This is a genomic window from Streptomyces liliiviolaceus (genome assembly GCF_018070025.1).
Taxonomy (GTDB): Bacteria; Actinomycetota; Actinomycetes; order Streptomycetales; family Streptomycetaceae; genus Streptomyces; species Streptomyces liliiviolaceus.
The window spans coordinates 6,318,514-6,333,577 of the sequence record NZ_JAGPYQ010000001.1 but is presented as its reverse complement, the minus strand read 5'-3'; the positions used below and the strand labels follow the sequence as shown (position 1 = coordinate 6,333,577).

The following is a 15,064-nucleotide window of genomic DNA, read 5'->3' as shown; positions in this document are numbered from 1 at the left end:
GGATCGGCGCCGCCCGGTTCAGCGCCGGGCCGTGAGGATGCTGAGCGCGTTGGCGGCGACGACCGCGCCGACGGCCGCCCACTCCACGGGGCCCAGGCGCTGACCCAGGACGATCCAGCCGACCAGCCCGGCCAGTACCGGGTTGACGCTCATGAAGAGGCCGAAGGCCGCGGCGGGGACGCGGCGCAGGGTGAACATGTCCGCCAGGTACGGCACCGCGGAGGCGAGCACGCCCGCCGCGACGGCGTACCCCAGAGCCGTGGGGGTCGGTGGGTTCCGGAGCGCGAGGACGACGCCGACCGGCAGGAACATCAGCGCGGAGACGGCCGCCGCGGCGGCGGAGCCCTGCGCTCCGGCGACGCGGCGGCCCACCGTGCGGTTGAGCAGGATGTAGGAGGCCCAGCAGACCGCGGCGAGCAGCCCGAGGCCCATGCCGAGATAGTCCGCCGACGGCTGCGGGCGCATCAGGGTGACGACGCCCGCCGCGGCGACCAGCGCGCAGCAGGCGTCGATCCGCCGGCGGGCCGCGGACAGCGCGATGGCGAGCGGGCCGAGGAACTCCAGGGTCACCGCAAGCCCGAGCCCGATGCGGTCGATGGCGGTGTACAGGGACAGGTTCATCGTCCCGAACACCAGGGCCAGCAGCAGGACCGGCCACCACTGGTGCCTGGTGAACGAGCGCAACGGGGGCCTGGCGACCGCGAACAGGGCGATCGCGGCCACGTACTGGCGTACCGCGACGACACCGAGGGGGCCGAGGACGGGGAAGGCCAGCGACCCGATCGCCGCGCCGGTCTGATTGGACAGACCGCTGCCGAGCAGGGTGAGCAGCGCTGCCAGGCGCCTGCCCTCGGGCGCGGGAGTCGTGAGCGCCGCGGGCGCGTGCTGCGTGGACGCCGGGGCGGGCGCGGACGTAGGCGAAGGCGAAGGCGAGGGCGCGGAGGCTGCGGGCATGCCCCGATGCTGCGCCGGTCGCACGCATACGCAAAATGCATCAGCGGTTCCATCTATACGCTGGAGTCATGGATGTGGAACTGCGGCAGTTGCGCTGTCTCGTCGCGATCGTCGACGAGGGCGGCTTCACCGACGCGGCGATCGCCCTCGGCGTCTCCCAGGCGGCGGTCTCCCGCACCCTGGCATCGCTCGAACGGGTGCTGGAGGTAAGGCTGTTGAGGCGTACCTCCAGGGAAGTGACGCCGACGGCGACGGGACTGCGCGTGGTGGCGCACGCCCGGCGGGTGCTCGGCGAGGTGGAGGGCCTGGTCCGGGAGGCCGCCTCGGGCCAGTCCTCCCTGCGGATCGGTTACGCCTGGTCGGCGCTCGGCCGCCACACACTGGCCTTCCAGCGCGCCTGGGCGACCGCGCACCCCGCGACGGAACTGGAACTGGTCCGCGCCAACTCCGCGACCGCCGGGCTGGCCGAGGGAACGTGTGAACTGAGCGTCGTACGGCGGGCGTTGGACGAGCGCCGCTTCGACTCGGTCATCGTCGGCCTGGAGCGGCGGCTGTGCGCCATGGCCTCCGACGACCCGCTGGCCCGGCGCCGTTCGGTCCGGCTGGCCGACCTCGCCGGACGCACGCTGCTCGTCGACCGGCGGACCGGCACCACTACGACGGAGCTGTGGCCGCCGGACGCCCGCCCCGGGACCAGGGAGTCCCACGACATCGACGACTGGCTGACCACGATCTCCACGGGCCGGTACGTGGGGATGACCGCGGAGTCGACCGCGCACCAGTACCCGCGGCCGGGGGTCGTGTACCGGCCGGTGCGGGACGCGGAGCCGATCGCGGTTCGCCTCGCGTGGTGGCGGGACGACCCGCATCCGGCGGCCCCGGCGGTGACGGAACTACTCACAGGCCTCTACCGGGCGGCCTGAGCCCCGTCAGGGGCGCGGGGAACTGCGCGACCAGCCCCCACGGCCCCGCAGCCGAAGACGAGGCACCCCGCGGGATCCCGTCAGGGGATGTCGCGGGCCAACGGGATGGTGATCGTGAACGTCGTCGCCCCCGGCCGGCTCCGTACGCCGATGGTCCCGCCGTGGGCCCGTACCAGGGAGCGGGCCACGGCGAGCCCCAGCCCGCTCCCGCCCCGGTCCCGGCTGCGGGCCTTGTCGATCCGGAAGAAGCGGTCGAAGACATGCTCCTGGTCGGCCGCCGGGATGCCGGGACCGGAGTCCGTGACCCGCACGACGGCCGCCCCGGACGCGGCGGACACCTCCACGGAGACCTCGGTCCCGGCCGGCGTGTGCACGGCGGCGTTGGTGAGCAGGTTGTCGAGGACCTGCCGGACACGCAGGACGTCGAGCCGCAGCCGCACCGGACCGGACCCGGTCGCCACGGTCAGCGGATGGCCCGCGTGCGTGGCCCGGAAGGCGTCCGCGGCCTGCCGCACCAGCTCCGCGAGGTCCGCGTCCTCCAGCCGCAGCGGCGCTTCCACCTCGGCGGCGTCCAGGCGGGCGAGCAGCAGCAGATCGTCGAGGAGCACACCCATCCGGGCGGCCTCGGCACGCAGCCTGGCCAGGTGCCTGTCCCGCTCGCCGGGCTCGTTGGCCGCCGCGTACTGGAAGAGGTCCGCGTAACCGCGTACCGACATCAGGGGTGTACGCAGCTCGTGCGAGGCGTCCGCGACGAAGCGGCGCAGTCGCTGCTCGGCCTCCGTGCGGACGGCGAGGGAGTCGTCGATGTGTTCCAGCATGGTGTTGAACGCGGTGCGCAGCTCCTCGACCTCCGGGCCGCCGTTGCCGCGGTCGGCGCGCACCGGCAGCCGGGCCGAGTCGGTGAAGTCGTGCGAGGTGATGCCGCGCGCGGTGTGCGCCATGTCGCTGAGCGGCTGCAGGCCCCGGCGCAGCACCGCGCGCCCGAACACCACGAGGCCGAGCAGCGCGAGGGCGAACGCGACGACCTGGACCGTGACCAGCTGGTCCATGGTGTCCTCGATGTCCTCCAGCGGCGCCGCGGTGACCAGGACGACCCCCTGGCCGATCTTGCAGGCACGCAGCCGGTAGGCGCCCTCGTCCTCGATGCGCGTGGTGTGGGACATCTCCGTCGCCCCGGCCCGGGCCAGCGACTCGGCGAAGGAGGTCAGCTCGACGGTGTCCTTCGGCACGTCGCTGGGCTTGCGCAGCACGGCCGAGTCGCCCGACACGTCGTACACCGCGGTGTACCAGCCGTAGTAGGGCCGGCGCTCCACCGTGCCGTGCGCCTGGGCGTCCTTGGACTGGGTGGTCTGGACGAGCTTCATCTGGTCGTTGAGCTGGCGCTCCAGATAGTCCCGCATGTACGTGGACAGCGCGGTGCCGACCACGGCGAAGACGACCAGCGACAGCACGCCCATGCCGAGCGCGAGCCGGGTGCCGAGACGGAGCCTGCGGTAGGTGTCGCGGAGCCGGCCGGTCACTCGGTGACCTGCCGGACGACGTAGCCGACGCCCCGTACCGTGTGGATCAGTTGCGGCTCCTCGCCCTTGTCGTCGCCGCTCGCTTCGGTGTCGCCGTCGAGTTTGCGGCGCAGGCGGCTGATGACCAGCTCCACCACGTTCGAGCGGCCGCCGAAGCCGTACTCCCAGACGTGGTCGAGGATCTGGGCCTTGGTCAGTACCGTCGGCGACTTGCGCATGAGATAGCGGAGCACCTCGTACTCGGTCGGGGTGAGCGTCAGCAGTCGCCGGCCCCGGCGCACCTCGCGGGTGTCCTCGTCCATCGTGAGGTCCGCGACCGTCAGCACGGACCGCTGGAAGGCGGGCCCCGCGCTGCGGCGCAGCACGGTCCGCAGCCGGGCCATGAGCTCCTCCACCGCGAACGGTTTGACGAGGTAGTCGTCACCGCCCCTGGTGAGGCCCGCGACCCGGTCCGCCACGCCGTCCCGGGCGGTCAGGAAGACGACGGGCACCATCGTCCCGGACAGGCGCAGACGGTCCAGGACGGCGAACCCGTCGAGCCCCGGCAGCATCAGGTCGAGCACCACGATGTCCGGGTGGAACTCGGCCGCGCGGTGCAGCGCCTCCTCGCCGGAGTTCGCGGTGACCGCCTCCCAGCCCTCGTAGCGGGCGACCGTCGCGACCAGGTCGGCGATGGGCGGGTCGTCGTCCACGACGAGAAGTCGTACTTTTTCCACGTGCCCATAGTGCTTCACGTGGCCGGATGCGTCATGGGCGAGGACCCTCCGGAACCAGATCGATAATCACTTGAAAGTTCATCGACAGGAAAACGACAGGGTTGGCGAGGCAGGCTCGGAGTCCCAGGACCCGAATGAGGGATCCAGGGCCCGATTCGAGGGTCCGAGGACCCGATCAAGGAGTTGCCGTCCGTGACGACTGTCCAGACGACCGTTCCGCCGCCGACCGCGGCGGTGCGTCCCAAGGTGGTGGCCCGCGCCGGCCTGTACGGCGTGCTGGCCCTGAACGTGGTCGTGGTGACCGTGTTCTTCATCCAGGCCGGGTTCGCCTCGAACGCCCTCATCGTGCTGGGCAGACTCGCCGGCCTGTACGGCGCGCTCCTGATGGCCTTCCAGCTGCTGCTGGTCGCCCGGCTGCCGTGGTTCGACCGCCGTATCGGCATGGACCGGCTGACCTCCTGGCACCGCTGGGTCGGTTTCGGCCTGCTCTTCACCCTGCTCGGGCACGCCGTGTTCATCACCTTCGGCTACGCCCAGTCGTCCTCGATGGACCCGGTGAACCAGCTCGTCGACCTCGGGCAGACCGTCGAGGGCGTCTTCCGCGCGATCGTCGCGCTCGGCCTGATCCTCGTGATCGGCGGGGTCTCGGCCCGCTTCGCCCGCCGCAGGCTCGCGTACGAGACCTGGCACTTCATCCACCTGTACACGTACGTCGCGGTGGTGCTGGCGTTCACGCACCAGGTCGCGGCCGGTACGACGTTCACCTCGTCGTCCGCCGCCACCACGTACTGGTACGTGCTGTGGGGCGTCGCCCTCGGCGCGGTGCTGCTGGGCCGGGTCGTCCTGCCGCTGTGGCGGAACACGCGCCACCAGCTGCGGGTCTCCGCCGTGGTGCCCGAGTCCGACGACGTCGTCTCCGTCTACATCACGGGACGCGACCTCGACCGGCTGCCGGCCCGCGCCGGGCAGTTCTTCCTGTGGCGGTTCCTCACCAAGGACCGCTGGTGGCAGGCCAACCCGTTCTCCCTGTCGGCCGCCCCCGACGGCCGCTCCCTGCGGCTCACCGCCAAGACGGCCGGCGACGGCACCGCCGCCCTCAGGCACCTCAAGGTGGGTACGCGGGTCTTCGCGGAGGGCCCGTACGGCGCCTTCACCGCGATGCACCGCACCCGCCCCGAGGCCGTACTCATCGCCGGCGGCGTCGGTGTCACCCCGATCCGGGCCCTGCTGGAGGAACTGCACGGGCACGCCGTGGTCATCTACCGGGTGGGCTCGGACCGGGACGCGGTCCTGTACGAGGAACTGCGCGAACTCGCCCACGCCAAGGGTGCCGAGCTGCACCTGGTGTCCGGTCCTGTCAGCCCCGACAAGCTGGCACCGCACGAGCTCACGCGGCTCGTGCCGGACATCGACGACCGGGACGTCTTCCTGTGCGGGCCGCCTCCGATGATGAACGCGGTCCTCGGCAGCCTGCGCGAGCTGGGCGTACCCAAGCCGCAGATCCATTTCGAGCGCTTCAGCCTGGCGGGTTGAGAGACGTCGTGAGCGGGATGAGAGAGACATCGTGAAGCGAGCAATACCTGTCCTGGTCCTGAGCGTCGCGGGCCTGGTCCCGGTGTGGCGCTACGCCCCCTCGGACGGCACGACGACCACCACCGAGGCCTCGGTGCCCGCCTCGACGCCTTCCGCGTCCTCCTCCGGGGACGGCTCGTCCCAGGTGGTCAAGGGCACCATGGTGAACACCGAGAAGGGTCCCGTCCAGGTCGAGGTGACCTTCGACGGCGACAAGATCACGGCGGTGAAGCTGCTCCAGCAGCCGAACCATCCGCAGACCGAGGCGGCGGTGCCGAAGCTGGTCGCGTCGACGTTGGAGGCGCAGAGCGCCGACGTCGACACGGTGTCCGGCGCGACGATCACCAGCGACGGTTACCGGGAGTCGCTGCAGGCGGCCATCGACGCGCAGGCGAAGTCCGCGGCGGCGGCCTCCGCCTCGCCGTCCGCGTCGGCCGCCGCGTCCCAGGTGGTGGCGGGGTCCGCGGTGAACACCGAGAAGGGCACCGTCCAGGTCGAGGTCACCTTCGACGGCGACACCATCGGCTCGGTACGCATGCTGCAGCAGCCGAACCATCCGCAGACCGAGGCGGCCGTGCCGAAGCTCATCGCGTCGACGCTTGAGGCGCAGAGCGCCGACATCGACGCGGTGTCCGGAGCCACGATCACGAGCGAGGGGTACGTCGAGTCGCTGCAGGCGGCGCTCGACGCGAGGGGCTGATGACGGTGGTCGTACCGAGTGCCGAGGCTTCCGTGACCGGCGTGGTTCATCGCGTCGAGCAGATCATGGGGCTGCCGATCTCGTTGCGGATCGAGGGCGCGGGCGAGGGCGAGCGCGGGTCCGGCGGGGAGGCCGCGGACCGGGTGTTCGCGTGGCTGCGGGAGGTCGACGCGCGGTTCAGCCCGTTCCTCCCCGACAGCGAGGTGTCCCGGCTGGACCGGGGCGAGCTGTCGGACGACGAGCTGAGCCCGGATCTGGTCGAGGTCCTCGACCTGTGCGAGCGGTACCGGGTCGAGAGCGGTGGCGCGTTCCAGGTGCGGCTGCCCGGCCGGGGGCTCGATCCCTGCGCCATGGTCAAGGGCTGGGCCGTCCAGCGCGGGGCGGAGCTGCTACGGGCGTCGGGGGTGACCACGTTCTGCCTCAACGCGGGCGGTGACGTGGTCGCGGCGGGGCGTCCCTGGCGGATCGGGATACGGCATCCGGAGCGGGCCGATCGCGTGTGCGCGGTGGTGGAGATCGCCGACGGGGCGGTGGCGACCTCCGGGCGGTACGAGCGGGGGGACCACATCTTCGACGGCCGTACGGGGCTGGCGGCGACCGGGCTGCTTAGCCTGACCGTGGTGGCGTCCACGCTGACGGAGGCGGACGCGGTGGCGACGGCGGGCTTCGCGATGGGGGCGGACGGGGTGGAGTGGGCTGCGGGGCGTTCGGGGTGCGAGGTGTTTGCGGTTGACGCGGGGCGGGGGGTTCGGCGGAGTCCGGGGTTCCCTGTGTGACAACTGGCTGTCGTGGGGTGCGGGTGCGTTGTGGTTGGCCGCGCAGTTCCCCGCGCCCCTGCTGACCGCCGCGTTGCGACTGGCCGTCGTGGGGTGCGGGGCGGTGGGGGTCGGCCGCGCCGTTCCCCGCGCCTCTGAGGGGCGCCGTTTGGTGACTGGTTGTCGTTGGCTGCGGGCCGGTGGGGGTTGTTCGCGCCGTTCCCCGCGCCCCTGAAGGGCGCCGTTTGATGGCTTGCCGTCGTGGGGTGCGGGTGCGTTGTGGTTGGCCGCGCCGTTCCTCGCGCCCCTGACGGGACGGGGGCGCGGGGAACTGCGCGATCAGCCCCCACCGGGGCGCAGGGGACGGACAAGCCGCCGTGAGGTGTCGGAGGCGTCGGGCTAGATCACGAACAAAATTGTTGACAATCTTGTTCGTCTAGATTTAGGTTCGACAGGCACTCACTCAGGGAGGGCACACATGCCGAAAGAAGCCCGTCCGAGCACCGGAGAGCAAGCCAAGCAGCACGCCCTCACGCAGCTGCGGCAAGCCATCCTGCAAGGCGACATGGCCCCGGCCCAACGCCTGGTGGAGAACGAACTCGCCGAGCAGTTCGAGGTCACACGCGCCAGCGTCCGGGCAGCCCTGATCGAGCTGGAGTCGGAAGGCCTGGTCGAACGCATCCGCAACCGCGGCTCACGCGTCCGCGTGGTGACCGTGGAGGAGGCGGTCGCCATCACCGAGTGCCGCATGGTCCTGGAAGGACTGTGCGCGGGCAAGGCGGCCGTCGAGGCCACCGACGACCAACTCAACCAACTGGTCGCCCTGGGCGAGGCGATGTCCAAAGCCGTCGCCGACGGCGAACCGGTGACCTACTCCGACCTCAACCACGAACTCCACGCCCACATCAGGCAGTTCAGCGGCCAACAGGTGGCCGTGGGACTGCTGGAACGGCTCAACGCACAGCTGGTGCGCCATCGTTTCCAGCTCGCGCTGCGCCCGGGGCGCCCCCAGAAGTCCCTGAGTGAGCATCTGGCCATGATCGACGCGATCAGGGCCCGGGACCCGCAGGCGGCCGAAGAGGCCGTCCGCTCCCACCTCGCGGGTGTGATCGACGCGCTGCGTGAATGACGTAACGCGTGCATGACGCCGCGGGGTGGGTCAACCGGCCTGTCCAGCAAGGAGATTGCAGGTATGACCCACGGCAACGCGCCCAACACCCCACGGTCGACGCTCGTCGTCACCGCCCACGCCGGGGACTTCGTGTGGCGGGCGGGAGGAGCCATCGCCCTCGCCGCCGCCCGCGGTGAGAAGGTCACCATCGCCTGCCTGACCTACGGCGAGCGCGGCGAGTCCGCGAAGGCGTGGCGCGCGGGCAAGTCCCTGGAGGAGATCAAGGGGATCCGCCGCGGTGAGGCCGAGGCGGCAGCCGCCGCGCTCGGCGCCGAGGTCGTCTTCTTCGACGCCGGCGACTACCCCCTGACCGTCACCCCGGAACTGACCGACCGTCTGGTGGCCGTCTACCGCGCGGCCCAGCCCGACGTCGTGCTCACCCACCCGCTCGACGACCCCTACAACGGCGACCACCCGGCCGCCGCGCGCATGGCCCTGGACGCGCGCGTCCTCGCGCAGGCCATCGGCTACCCGGCCGAGGGGGAGATCATCGGCGCCCCGCCGGTGTTCTTCTTCGAGCCCCACCAGCCCGAGATGTGCGGCTTCAAGCCGCAGGTGCTCCTCGACATCTCCGAGGTCTGGGAGACCAAGCGCAAGGCGATGGAGTGCCTCGCCGCCCAGCAGCACCTGTGGGACTACTACACGGACCTCGCCGTCCGCCGAGGTGTCCAGTTGAAGCGCAACGCCGGACCCAATCTGGGTCTGGCCCACAAGACCATGGCCGAGGCGTACATGCGGCCCTACCCGCAGGTCACAGGGGAGCTGGCATGAGTGGAGTGATCGTCACCGACCCGCCGAAGGCGGAAGCGAAGGACGTCGAGGCGCTCGCCGCCTACGGGGTCGCCACCGTGCACGAGGCGATGGGCCGCACCGGCCTGCTCGGCACCCGTCTGCGCCCGATCCAGCAGGACACCCGGGTCGCGGGCACCGCGGTCACGGTGCTCTCCTGGCCCGGCGACAACCTCATGATCCACGCGGCCGTCGAGCAGTGCGGCGAGGGGGACATCCTGGTCGTCACGACCACCTCGCCCTCCACCGACGGCATGTTCGGCGAACTGTTCGCCACCGCGCTGCAGCGGCGCGGCGTACGCGGCCTGGTCATCGACGCGGGCATCCGGGACACCGTGGAGCTGCGCGAGATGGGCTTCCCCGCCTGGTCCGCCGCGGTCAGCCCGCAGGGCACGGTCAAGGCGACCGGCGGCAGCGTGAACGTGCCGGTGGTCGTCGGCGGCCAGGTGATCCGTCCCGGCGACGTGATCGTCGCCGACGACGACGGGGTGGTGTGCGTGCCCCGTGAGCGGGCCCGCAGGACCGCCGAGGCGTCCGAGGCCCGCGAGGCCAAGGAGGCCGGGGCCCGCGCCGCCTTCCAGGAGGGCCAGCTCGGTCTCGACCGCTACGGCCTGCGCGAGACCCTCGTACGCCTCGGTGTCTCCTATCAGTCGTACGACGAGTACGAGCGGGACGGCGAGCGGGACGGAGCGGGGTCGTGACCGGTGCCGCCGATCCCCGTGCGCAAGCCCCCGAGGAAGCCCGTACCGACGAGGTGCGCTGCATGCTCCTGCGCGGCGGTACCTCCAAGGGCGCCTACTTCCTCGCCGGGGACCTGCCCGCCGAACCCGCCCCGCGTGACGCCCTGTTGCTGCGGATCATGGGCAGTCCGGACCCGCGGCAGATCGACGGCCTGGGCGGTGCGCATCCCCTGACCAGCAAGGTCGCGGTGGTCTCCGTGTCCGCCGACCCGGAGGCGGACGTCGACTACCTGTTCCTTCAAGTCGGCGTCGAGAAGCCCGAGGTGAGTGACCGTCAGAACTGTGGGAACCTCCTCGCGGGCGTGGGCCCCTTCGCCGTGGAGCGCGGTCTGGTCGCGGCGGACGGCGACCGCACCTCCGTACGGATCCGCATGCTGAACACCGGGGACCTCGCCGTCGCGGAGTTCCCCACGCCGGGCGGGCGCGTCGACTACTCCGGTTCGGCGGAGATCTCCGGCGTACCGGGGTCCGCCGCGCCGGTGGTCATCGAGTTCCCGCCGGGGACCGGTCCGCTGCTGCCCACCGGCCGCGCGCGCGACCTCGTCGTCGGCACCCCGGTGACCTGCGTGAACAATGGCATGCCGACCGTCCTGATCGCGGCGTCCTCGCTCGGAGTCACCGGCTACGAGGAGCCCGCCGACCTGGAGGCGGACCGCCAACTGGCCGAACGACTCCAGGAGATCAGGCTGGAGGCGGGGAAACTCATGGGCCTGGGCGATGTGGAGAACACCACCGTGCCCAAACTCAGCCTGCTCGCACCGCCGTCGGACGGCGGCGCGGTCATGACGCGCACCTTCATACCCGTGCGCTGCCACACCTCGATCGGCGTCCTGGGCGCGGCGAGCGTCGCCGCGGGACTGCGTATCGAGGGCGGGGTCGGCGAGGGCGTGGCGCGCGTGCCGGAGCACGGGGACCGGATGCGGATCGAGCACCCCACCGGCTTCCTCGACATCGAGACGGCCCTCGCCCACGACCTCCCGGGCGGCGCGCCCGTCGCCCGGCGCACCGCCGTCGTCCGTACCGCGCGCAAGATCTTCGACGGCACGGTCTTCCCCCGGCCCGCTTGAGCCGCGCGCCAGCCCTGGCCCGCGCACCACCCCTGGCCCGCGCCTCACCCTTGAGCCGCGCGCCACCCCTGAGCCGCACACCACCCCTGAGGAGGCCTCATGGCCCCGCCGCTCGGCGACATCGCCCACCTCGGGCACGTCGAACTGCTCACCCCCGACCTGGACGCCAGCGTCCGCTTCTTCATCGAATACCTCGGCCTGACCGAGAACGGGCGCTCGGCGGACGGGACCTCCGTCTACCTGCGGACCTGGGACGACTACGAACACCACAGCCTGGTCCTGACCGCGCACGAGACGTCCGGCATCCGCCGCACCGCCCTGCGCGCCTCCAGCGAGGAGGCGCTCCAGCGGCGGGTCAAGGAGGCCGAGAGCGCCGGCCGCACCGGCCGCTGGGTCGAGGACGAGCCGGGCCTCGGCCCGCTGTACGTCACCACCGACCCCGACGGCCACGAGATCGCCCTCTACTGGGAGAGCGAGTGGTACCGGGCGCCGGACGCGCTGAAACCGGGCCTGAAGAACCAGCCGCAGGCCAAGCCCGGCCACGGCGTGGGCGTACGCCGCCTGGACCACGTCAACTTCCTTGCCGCGGACGTCGGTTCGAACGGCGGCTTCGTCCACGAGGTGCTCGGTGCCCGCCCGACCGAGCAGATCCAGCTCGACGACGGCAGGATCGCCGCCCAGTGGCTGACCTTCAGCAGCAAGTCGTACGACGTCGTCTACACCGAGGACTGGACCGGTTCGACGGGGCGCCTGCACCACATCGCGTTCGCCACGGACACCCGCGAGGACATCCTGCGGGCCGCCGATCTCGCCCTGGACACCGGTGTGTTCATCGAGACGGGCCCGCACAAGCACGCCATCCAGCAGACGTTCTTCCTGTACGTGTACGAGCCCGGCGGCAACCGGATCGAACTGTGCAACCCGCTCACCCGGCTGGTGCTGGCCCCCGACTGGCCGCTGATCACCTGGACGGAGAACGAGCGCAAGAAGGGCCAGGCGTGGGGGCTGAAGACCATCGAGTCCTTCCACACCCACGGCACCCCGCCGGTCTCCGCTTGAGCGGTCACCTCTCCGTCGGTTCCTGTGATTGTTGACAAAAACGTTGACAATCATGGGGTGGATTCCTAGCGTCGAGCGCATCACCGGGTCAGCCGTCGGCCGTCAGTCGCACGGATCGCGCGGCCCACCTCCCGAATCCCCTCCAGGAACCCGACTCCTGGACGAGAGGAACAACGATGTCCCCCTCCTCTTCCTCCTTCGCCCTGTCCGCACGCGGCAGCAGAATGGCCCTCCTGGTCCTGGGCCTGTGTTGGCTGGCCGTGCTCTTCGACGGCCTCGACATGTTCATCTACGGCTCCGTGCTGCCGCACATGCTGGCCGAGAAGTCCCTCGGCCTCACCCCGGACCGGGCGGGCGACCTCGGCAGCTACGCCACCTTCGGCATGCTGATCGGCGCACTGACCGCGGGGACGATCGCCGACCGGGTGGGCCGCAAGAAGCTGATGGTCGCCTGCGTCACGCTCTTCTCGCTGGCCTCCGGCCTCTGCGCCATGTCGGGCAGCGTGGCGGTCTTCGGCCTCGGCCGGACCCTCGCCGGTGTCGGCCTCGGCGGGCTGCTGCCCACCGCGATCAGCATGGTCTCCGACTACGCCCCGCGCACCCGCGCCGCCCTCACCATCGGCCTGCTGATGACCGCCCACCACGCGGGCGGCATCCTCTCCGCCTATGTGGCCCTGTGGATCGTGGAGCCCCTCGGCTGGCGCGCTGCGTTCTGGGTCTGTGTGGTCCCGCTGCTCTTCGTCCCGGCGCTCGCGAGGTTCCTGCCCGAGTCGCTGAGCTTCCTCGTCGCCAAGGGCCGCACCGAGGAGGCCCGCGCACTGGCCGGCCGCTTCGAGGTCGAACTGCCCGCCGAGACCGGGAAGAAGGCCGCGGGCGACCGCTGGAACGCCCTCGCGAACCTGTTCCGCGGCGGCGAGTGGACCCAGACCCTGCTGTACTGGCTGGCCTCCTTCGGCGGACTGCTGCTGGTCTACGGAGTCGCCACCTGGCTGCCCACACTGATGCGCGGCGAGGGGTACGAACTGGGCTCGGCCCTGACCTTCGTCGTCCTGTTCAACCTCGGCGGCATCGTCGGCATGCTGGTCGCCGGACGGGCCGCGGACCGGTTCGGCGCCCCGCGCATCTCCTCGCTCTGGTTCGCGCTGACCGCCGCCGGGGTCTTCCTGCTCAGCGTCCACATGCCGCTGGGACTCACCTTCGCGGTCGTCTTCCTCACCGGGGTGTTCCTCAACAGCGCCCAGGTCATGATCTACGCGACCGTCTCGATCCGCTCCACCCCCGACAGCCGCGCCACCGCCGTCGGCTGGACCTCGGGCATGGGCCGCTTCGGCGCCGTGTTCGGGCCCTGGCTGGGCGGCCAGCTGCTCGCCGCCGGGAACGGCGACTGGGGCTTCACCGCCTTCGCGATCGCGGGCCTGTCGTCGATGGTCTTCATCGGCATCGCCGCGCTGCGCGGCTCGAAGCGGGCGTCGGGGAGCGACACGCCCCAGGGGCTGGTCACCGCCCACTGAGCGCACGGTGAGGGCCGCCGTGCGGGACGCTTAGCCGTGGGCGTCCCGCCGGCGACCTCGGCGTCCGGGCTGCCCGTCGCGGGGGTGCCCGTCTCCGGACAGCTGGTGTCCGGCCAGCGCGTGGGCGATGTCCCGCGTCGCCGGATACAGCTGGAGGTAGAGGGCGTACGCCTCGTCGTAGCGGTCGCGCAGGAGCGGGTCGGGGGCGACCCGCTCGCGTACCGGGTTCCACGCGTCGATGCGCGGGTCGCCGACCGCGCCGGCGGCCAGGAACGCGGCGCCGTAACTCGCGCCGAGCGACACGGCCCTGACCTCCTGCTCCAGGCCGGTCACCGAGGAGACGATCCCCGTCCACAGGCCGCCGCGGGTGCCGCCACCCACGGCGACGACCCGGCGGACGTCCGCTCCGGCCGCGCGCATCGCCTCGACGTTGTGCCGGACACCGAAGGCCGTCGCCTCCAGGGCGGCGCGGTAGAGATCGCCGCGGGTGTGCTCCACCGTCAGCCCGGCGATCACACCGCGTGCGTGCGGATCGGCCACCGGCGTCCGCTCGCCCGCGAAGTAGGGCAGCATCAGCAGCCCGCGCGCACCCGGCCCGGACGCCTCGGCCTCGGCGAGCAGGGTCGCGTGGTCGGGCGCCCCGGTCACCTCCCGCAGCCAGTCCGTGATCACACCGGACGTGGCCATGCCGCCCGCGAGACTGCGGGTGCCGGGCAGGGCCCCGACCGTGCTCCACAACTCGGGCACCAGCAGACGGTCGGCCAGAGTGTGGATCAGGAACATGGTGCTGCCGTACATGAGCATGAGGTCACCGGTGTGTTGGGCCCCCACGCTCAGCGCCTCCGACCAGGCGTCGACCGTGCCGGCGATCACCGGGACCCCGACGGGCAGACCGGTGGCGTCCGCCGCCTCGGCCGTCACCCGCCCGGCGATGTCCCCGGGCCACAGCAGCCGGGGCAGTTCCAGCCAGGGTGCGATGTGCCGCGTCCACGGTGCGTACCACTCCTGGGCGACGGAGTCGTACAGCGGGACGGACTGGCTCGCCGAGTGGTGGTCGAGCGTGTAGGCCCCGGTGAGCCGGCGCACCAGGTAGGAGCTGGGCATGTAGAGGCGCCGGGCCCGCGCGACCGTCTCAGGTTCGTGCTCCGCCAGCCAGGCGATCTTGGGGCCCACGGCCTGGGTGGACAGCAGGGAGCCGCAGCGCCGCAGTACGGCGTCACGGCCCAACTCGGCCTCCAGGCGGGCGATCTGCTCGGTGGCGCGGGTGTCGACGCCGTACAGGACCGCCGGACGCAGCGGGATGTCCGCCGCGTCGGCGAGCGTGACGCACGGGCCCATCCCGCTGACGCCGACCGCGGTGACGGACGCGCCGTCGTGCGGGGACTTCAGCAACTCCCGGGCGAGGGAGGCGAACTCGTCCCACCACACCCGTGCGTCCATCTCGACGTGCCCGGGGCGCGGCCGGTCGACCGTGTGCGGCCGCACCGCCGTCGCGAGGACCGTTCCGTCCGCGTCGACCAGCACGCCCTTGCTGCTGGACGTACCGATGTCGACCCCGAGCACCGTCATGTCCCCGCGCCCCGCCTT

The 15,064-nt window shown here is 71.9% G+C and carries 14 protein-coding genes; 10 read left to right on the top strand and 4 right to left on the bottom strand.

What is annotated here, in order from left to right:
- Positions 1–18: 18 nt before the first annotated feature.
- Positions 19–954 (bottom strand): EamA family transporter, encoded by a 936-nt coding sequence (locus J8N05_RS27610; RefSeq protein ID WP_210887332.1) that lies wholly within the window; start codon positions 952–954, stop codon positions 19–21.
- 68 nt (positions 955–1,022) lie between these two features.
- On the opposite strand from J8N05_RS27610, the gene J8N05_RS27605 reads away from it, so the two are divergent.
- Positions 1,023–1,877, top strand: a complete 855-nt coding sequence (locus J8N05_RS27605) for a LysR family transcriptional regulator (RefSeq protein WP_210887329.1) — start codon at positions 1,023–1,025, stop codon at positions 1,875–1,877.
- Between the two features lie 80 nt (positions 1,878–1,957).
- Here J8N05_RS27605 and J8N05_RS27600 read toward each other — a convergent pair whose 3' ends face one another.
- Entirely contained in the window at positions 1,958–3,397 is a 1,440-nt protein-coding gene (locus J8N05_RS27600; RefSeq protein WP_210887326.1) for a sensor histidine kinase, read from the bottom strand.
- On the bottom strand, positions 3,394–4,113 hold the full coding sequence (locus J8N05_RS27595) for a response regulator transcription factor (RefSeq protein WP_210887323.1): 720 nt from the start codon (positions 4,111–4,113) through the stop codon (positions 3,394–3,396). Before J8N05_RS27595 ends, J8N05_RS27600 begins: the two co-directional genes overlap by 4 nt.
- Positions 4,114–4,305: 192 nt before the next feature.
- On the opposite strand from J8N05_RS27595, the gene J8N05_RS27590 reads away from it, so the two are divergent.
- The 9 genes from J8N05_RS27590 to J8N05_RS27550 all read left to right on the top strand — a co-directional run bounded on the left by J8N05_RS27590 (position 4,306) and on the right by J8N05_RS27550 (position 13,477).
- On the top strand, positions 4,306–5,646 hold the full coding sequence (locus tag J8N05_RS27590; RefSeq protein ID WP_210887320.1) for a ferredoxin reductase family protein: 1,341 nt from the start codon (positions 4,306–4,308) through the stop codon (positions 5,644–5,646).
- 31 nt (positions 5,647–5,677) lie between these two features.
- On the top strand, positions 5,678–6,385 hold the full coding sequence (locus tag J8N05_RS27585; protein ID WP_210887317.1) for an FMN-binding protein: 708 nt from the start codon (positions 5,678–5,680) through the stop codon (positions 6,383–6,385).
- A 65-nt stretch (positions 6,386–6,450) separates the two neighbouring features.
- On the top strand, positions 6,451–7,161 hold the full coding sequence (locus tag J8N05_RS27580; protein ID WP_210890431.1) for an FAD:protein FMN transferase: 711 nt from the start codon (positions 6,451–6,453) through the stop codon (positions 7,159–7,161).
- Positions 7,162–7,618: 457 nt separating this feature from the next.
- The gene (locus tag J8N05_RS27575; RefSeq protein ID WP_210887314.1) at positions 7,619–8,269 is read left to right on the top strand and encodes a GntR family transcriptional regulator; all 651 of its coding nucleotides are present in this window, start codon (positions 7,619–7,621) and stop codon (positions 8,267–8,269) included.
- A gap of 63 nt (positions 8,270–8,332) precedes the next feature.
- Positions 8,333–9,082, top strand: a complete 750-nt coding sequence (locus tag J8N05_RS27570) for a PIG-L deacetylase family protein (protein ID WP_210887311.1) — start codon at positions 8,333–8,335, stop codon at positions 9,080–9,082.
- Entirely contained in the window at positions 9,079–9,801 is a 723-nt protein-coding gene (locus J8N05_RS27565) for a 4-carboxy-4-hydroxy-2-oxoadipate aldolase/oxaloacetate decarboxylase (RefSeq protein WP_210887308.1), read from the top strand. The genes J8N05_RS27570 and J8N05_RS27565 overlap by 4 nt, the downstream gene beginning before the upstream one ends.
- Positions 9,802–9,863: 62 nt before the next feature.
- Positions 9,864–10,907, top strand: coding sequence for a 4-oxalomesaconate tautomerase (locus J8N05_RS27560; RefSeq protein ID WP_210890430.1), 1,044 nt, complete (start codon positions 9,864–9,866; stop codon positions 10,905–10,907).
- A 99-nt stretch (positions 10,908–11,006) separates the two neighbouring features.
- A complete protein-coding gene (locus J8N05_RS27555; RefSeq protein ID WP_210887306.1) occupies positions 11,007–11,966 on the top strand; it encodes a catechol 2,3-dioxygenase in 960 nt (319 codons plus the stop codon).
- A 176-nt stretch (positions 11,967–12,142) separates the two neighbouring features.
- Positions 12,143–13,477 (top strand): MFS transporter, encoded by a 1,335-nt coding sequence (locus tag J8N05_RS27550; RefSeq protein ID WP_247706518.1) that lies wholly within the window; start codon positions 12,143–12,145, stop codon positions 13,475–13,477.
- A gap of 30 nt (positions 13,478–13,507) precedes the next feature.
- On the opposite strand, the gene J8N05_RS27545 is transcribed toward J8N05_RS27550, so the two are convergent.
- Positions 13,508–15,046, bottom strand: a complete 1,539-nt coding sequence (locus J8N05_RS27545) for an FGGY-family carbohydrate kinase (RefSeq protein ID WP_210887303.1) — start codon at positions 15,044–15,046, stop codon at positions 13,508–13,510.
- Positions 15,047–15,064 lie beyond the last annotated feature (18 nt).

Coding starts and splice junctions, on each gene's coding strand:
- J8N05_RS27610 (WP_210887332.1), bottom strand. CDS start 954: ATGCCCGCAGCCTCCGCGCCCTCGCCTTCGCCTTCGCCTACGTCCGCG.
- J8N05_RS27605 (WP_210887329.1), top strand. CDS start 1,023: ATGGATGTGGAACTGCGGCAGTTGCGCTGTCTCGTCGCGATCGTCGAC.
- J8N05_RS27580 (WP_210890431.1), top strand. CDS start 6,451: ATGGGGCTGCCGATCTCGTTGCGGATCGAGGGCGCGGGCGAGGGCGAG.
- J8N05_RS27575 (WP_210887314.1), top strand. CDS start 7,619: ATGCCGAAAGAAGCCCGTCCGAGCACCGGAGAGCAAGCCAAGCAGCAC.
- J8N05_RS27570 (WP_210887311.1), top strand. CDS start 8,333: ATGACCCACGGCAACGCGCCCAACACCCCACGGTCGACGCTCGTCGTC.
- J8N05_RS27565 (WP_210887308.1), top strand. CDS start 9,079: ATGAGTGGAGTGATCGTCACCGACCCGCCGAAGGCGGAAGCGAAGGAC.
- J8N05_RS27560 (WP_210890430.1), top strand. CDS start 9,864: ATGCTCCTGCGCGGCGGTACCTCCAAGGGCGCCTACTTCCTCGCCGGG.
- J8N05_RS27555 (WP_210887306.1), top strand. CDS start 11,007: ATGGCCCCGCCGCTCGGCGACATCGCCCACCTCGGGCACGTCGAACTG.
- J8N05_RS27550 (WP_247706518.1), top strand. CDS start 12,143: ATGTCCCCCTCCTCTTCCTCCTTCGCCCTGTCCGCACGCGGCAGCAGA.
- J8N05_RS27545 (WP_210887303.1), bottom strand. CDS start 15,046: ATGACGGTGCTCGGGGTCGACATCGGTACGTCCAGCAGCAAGGGCGTG.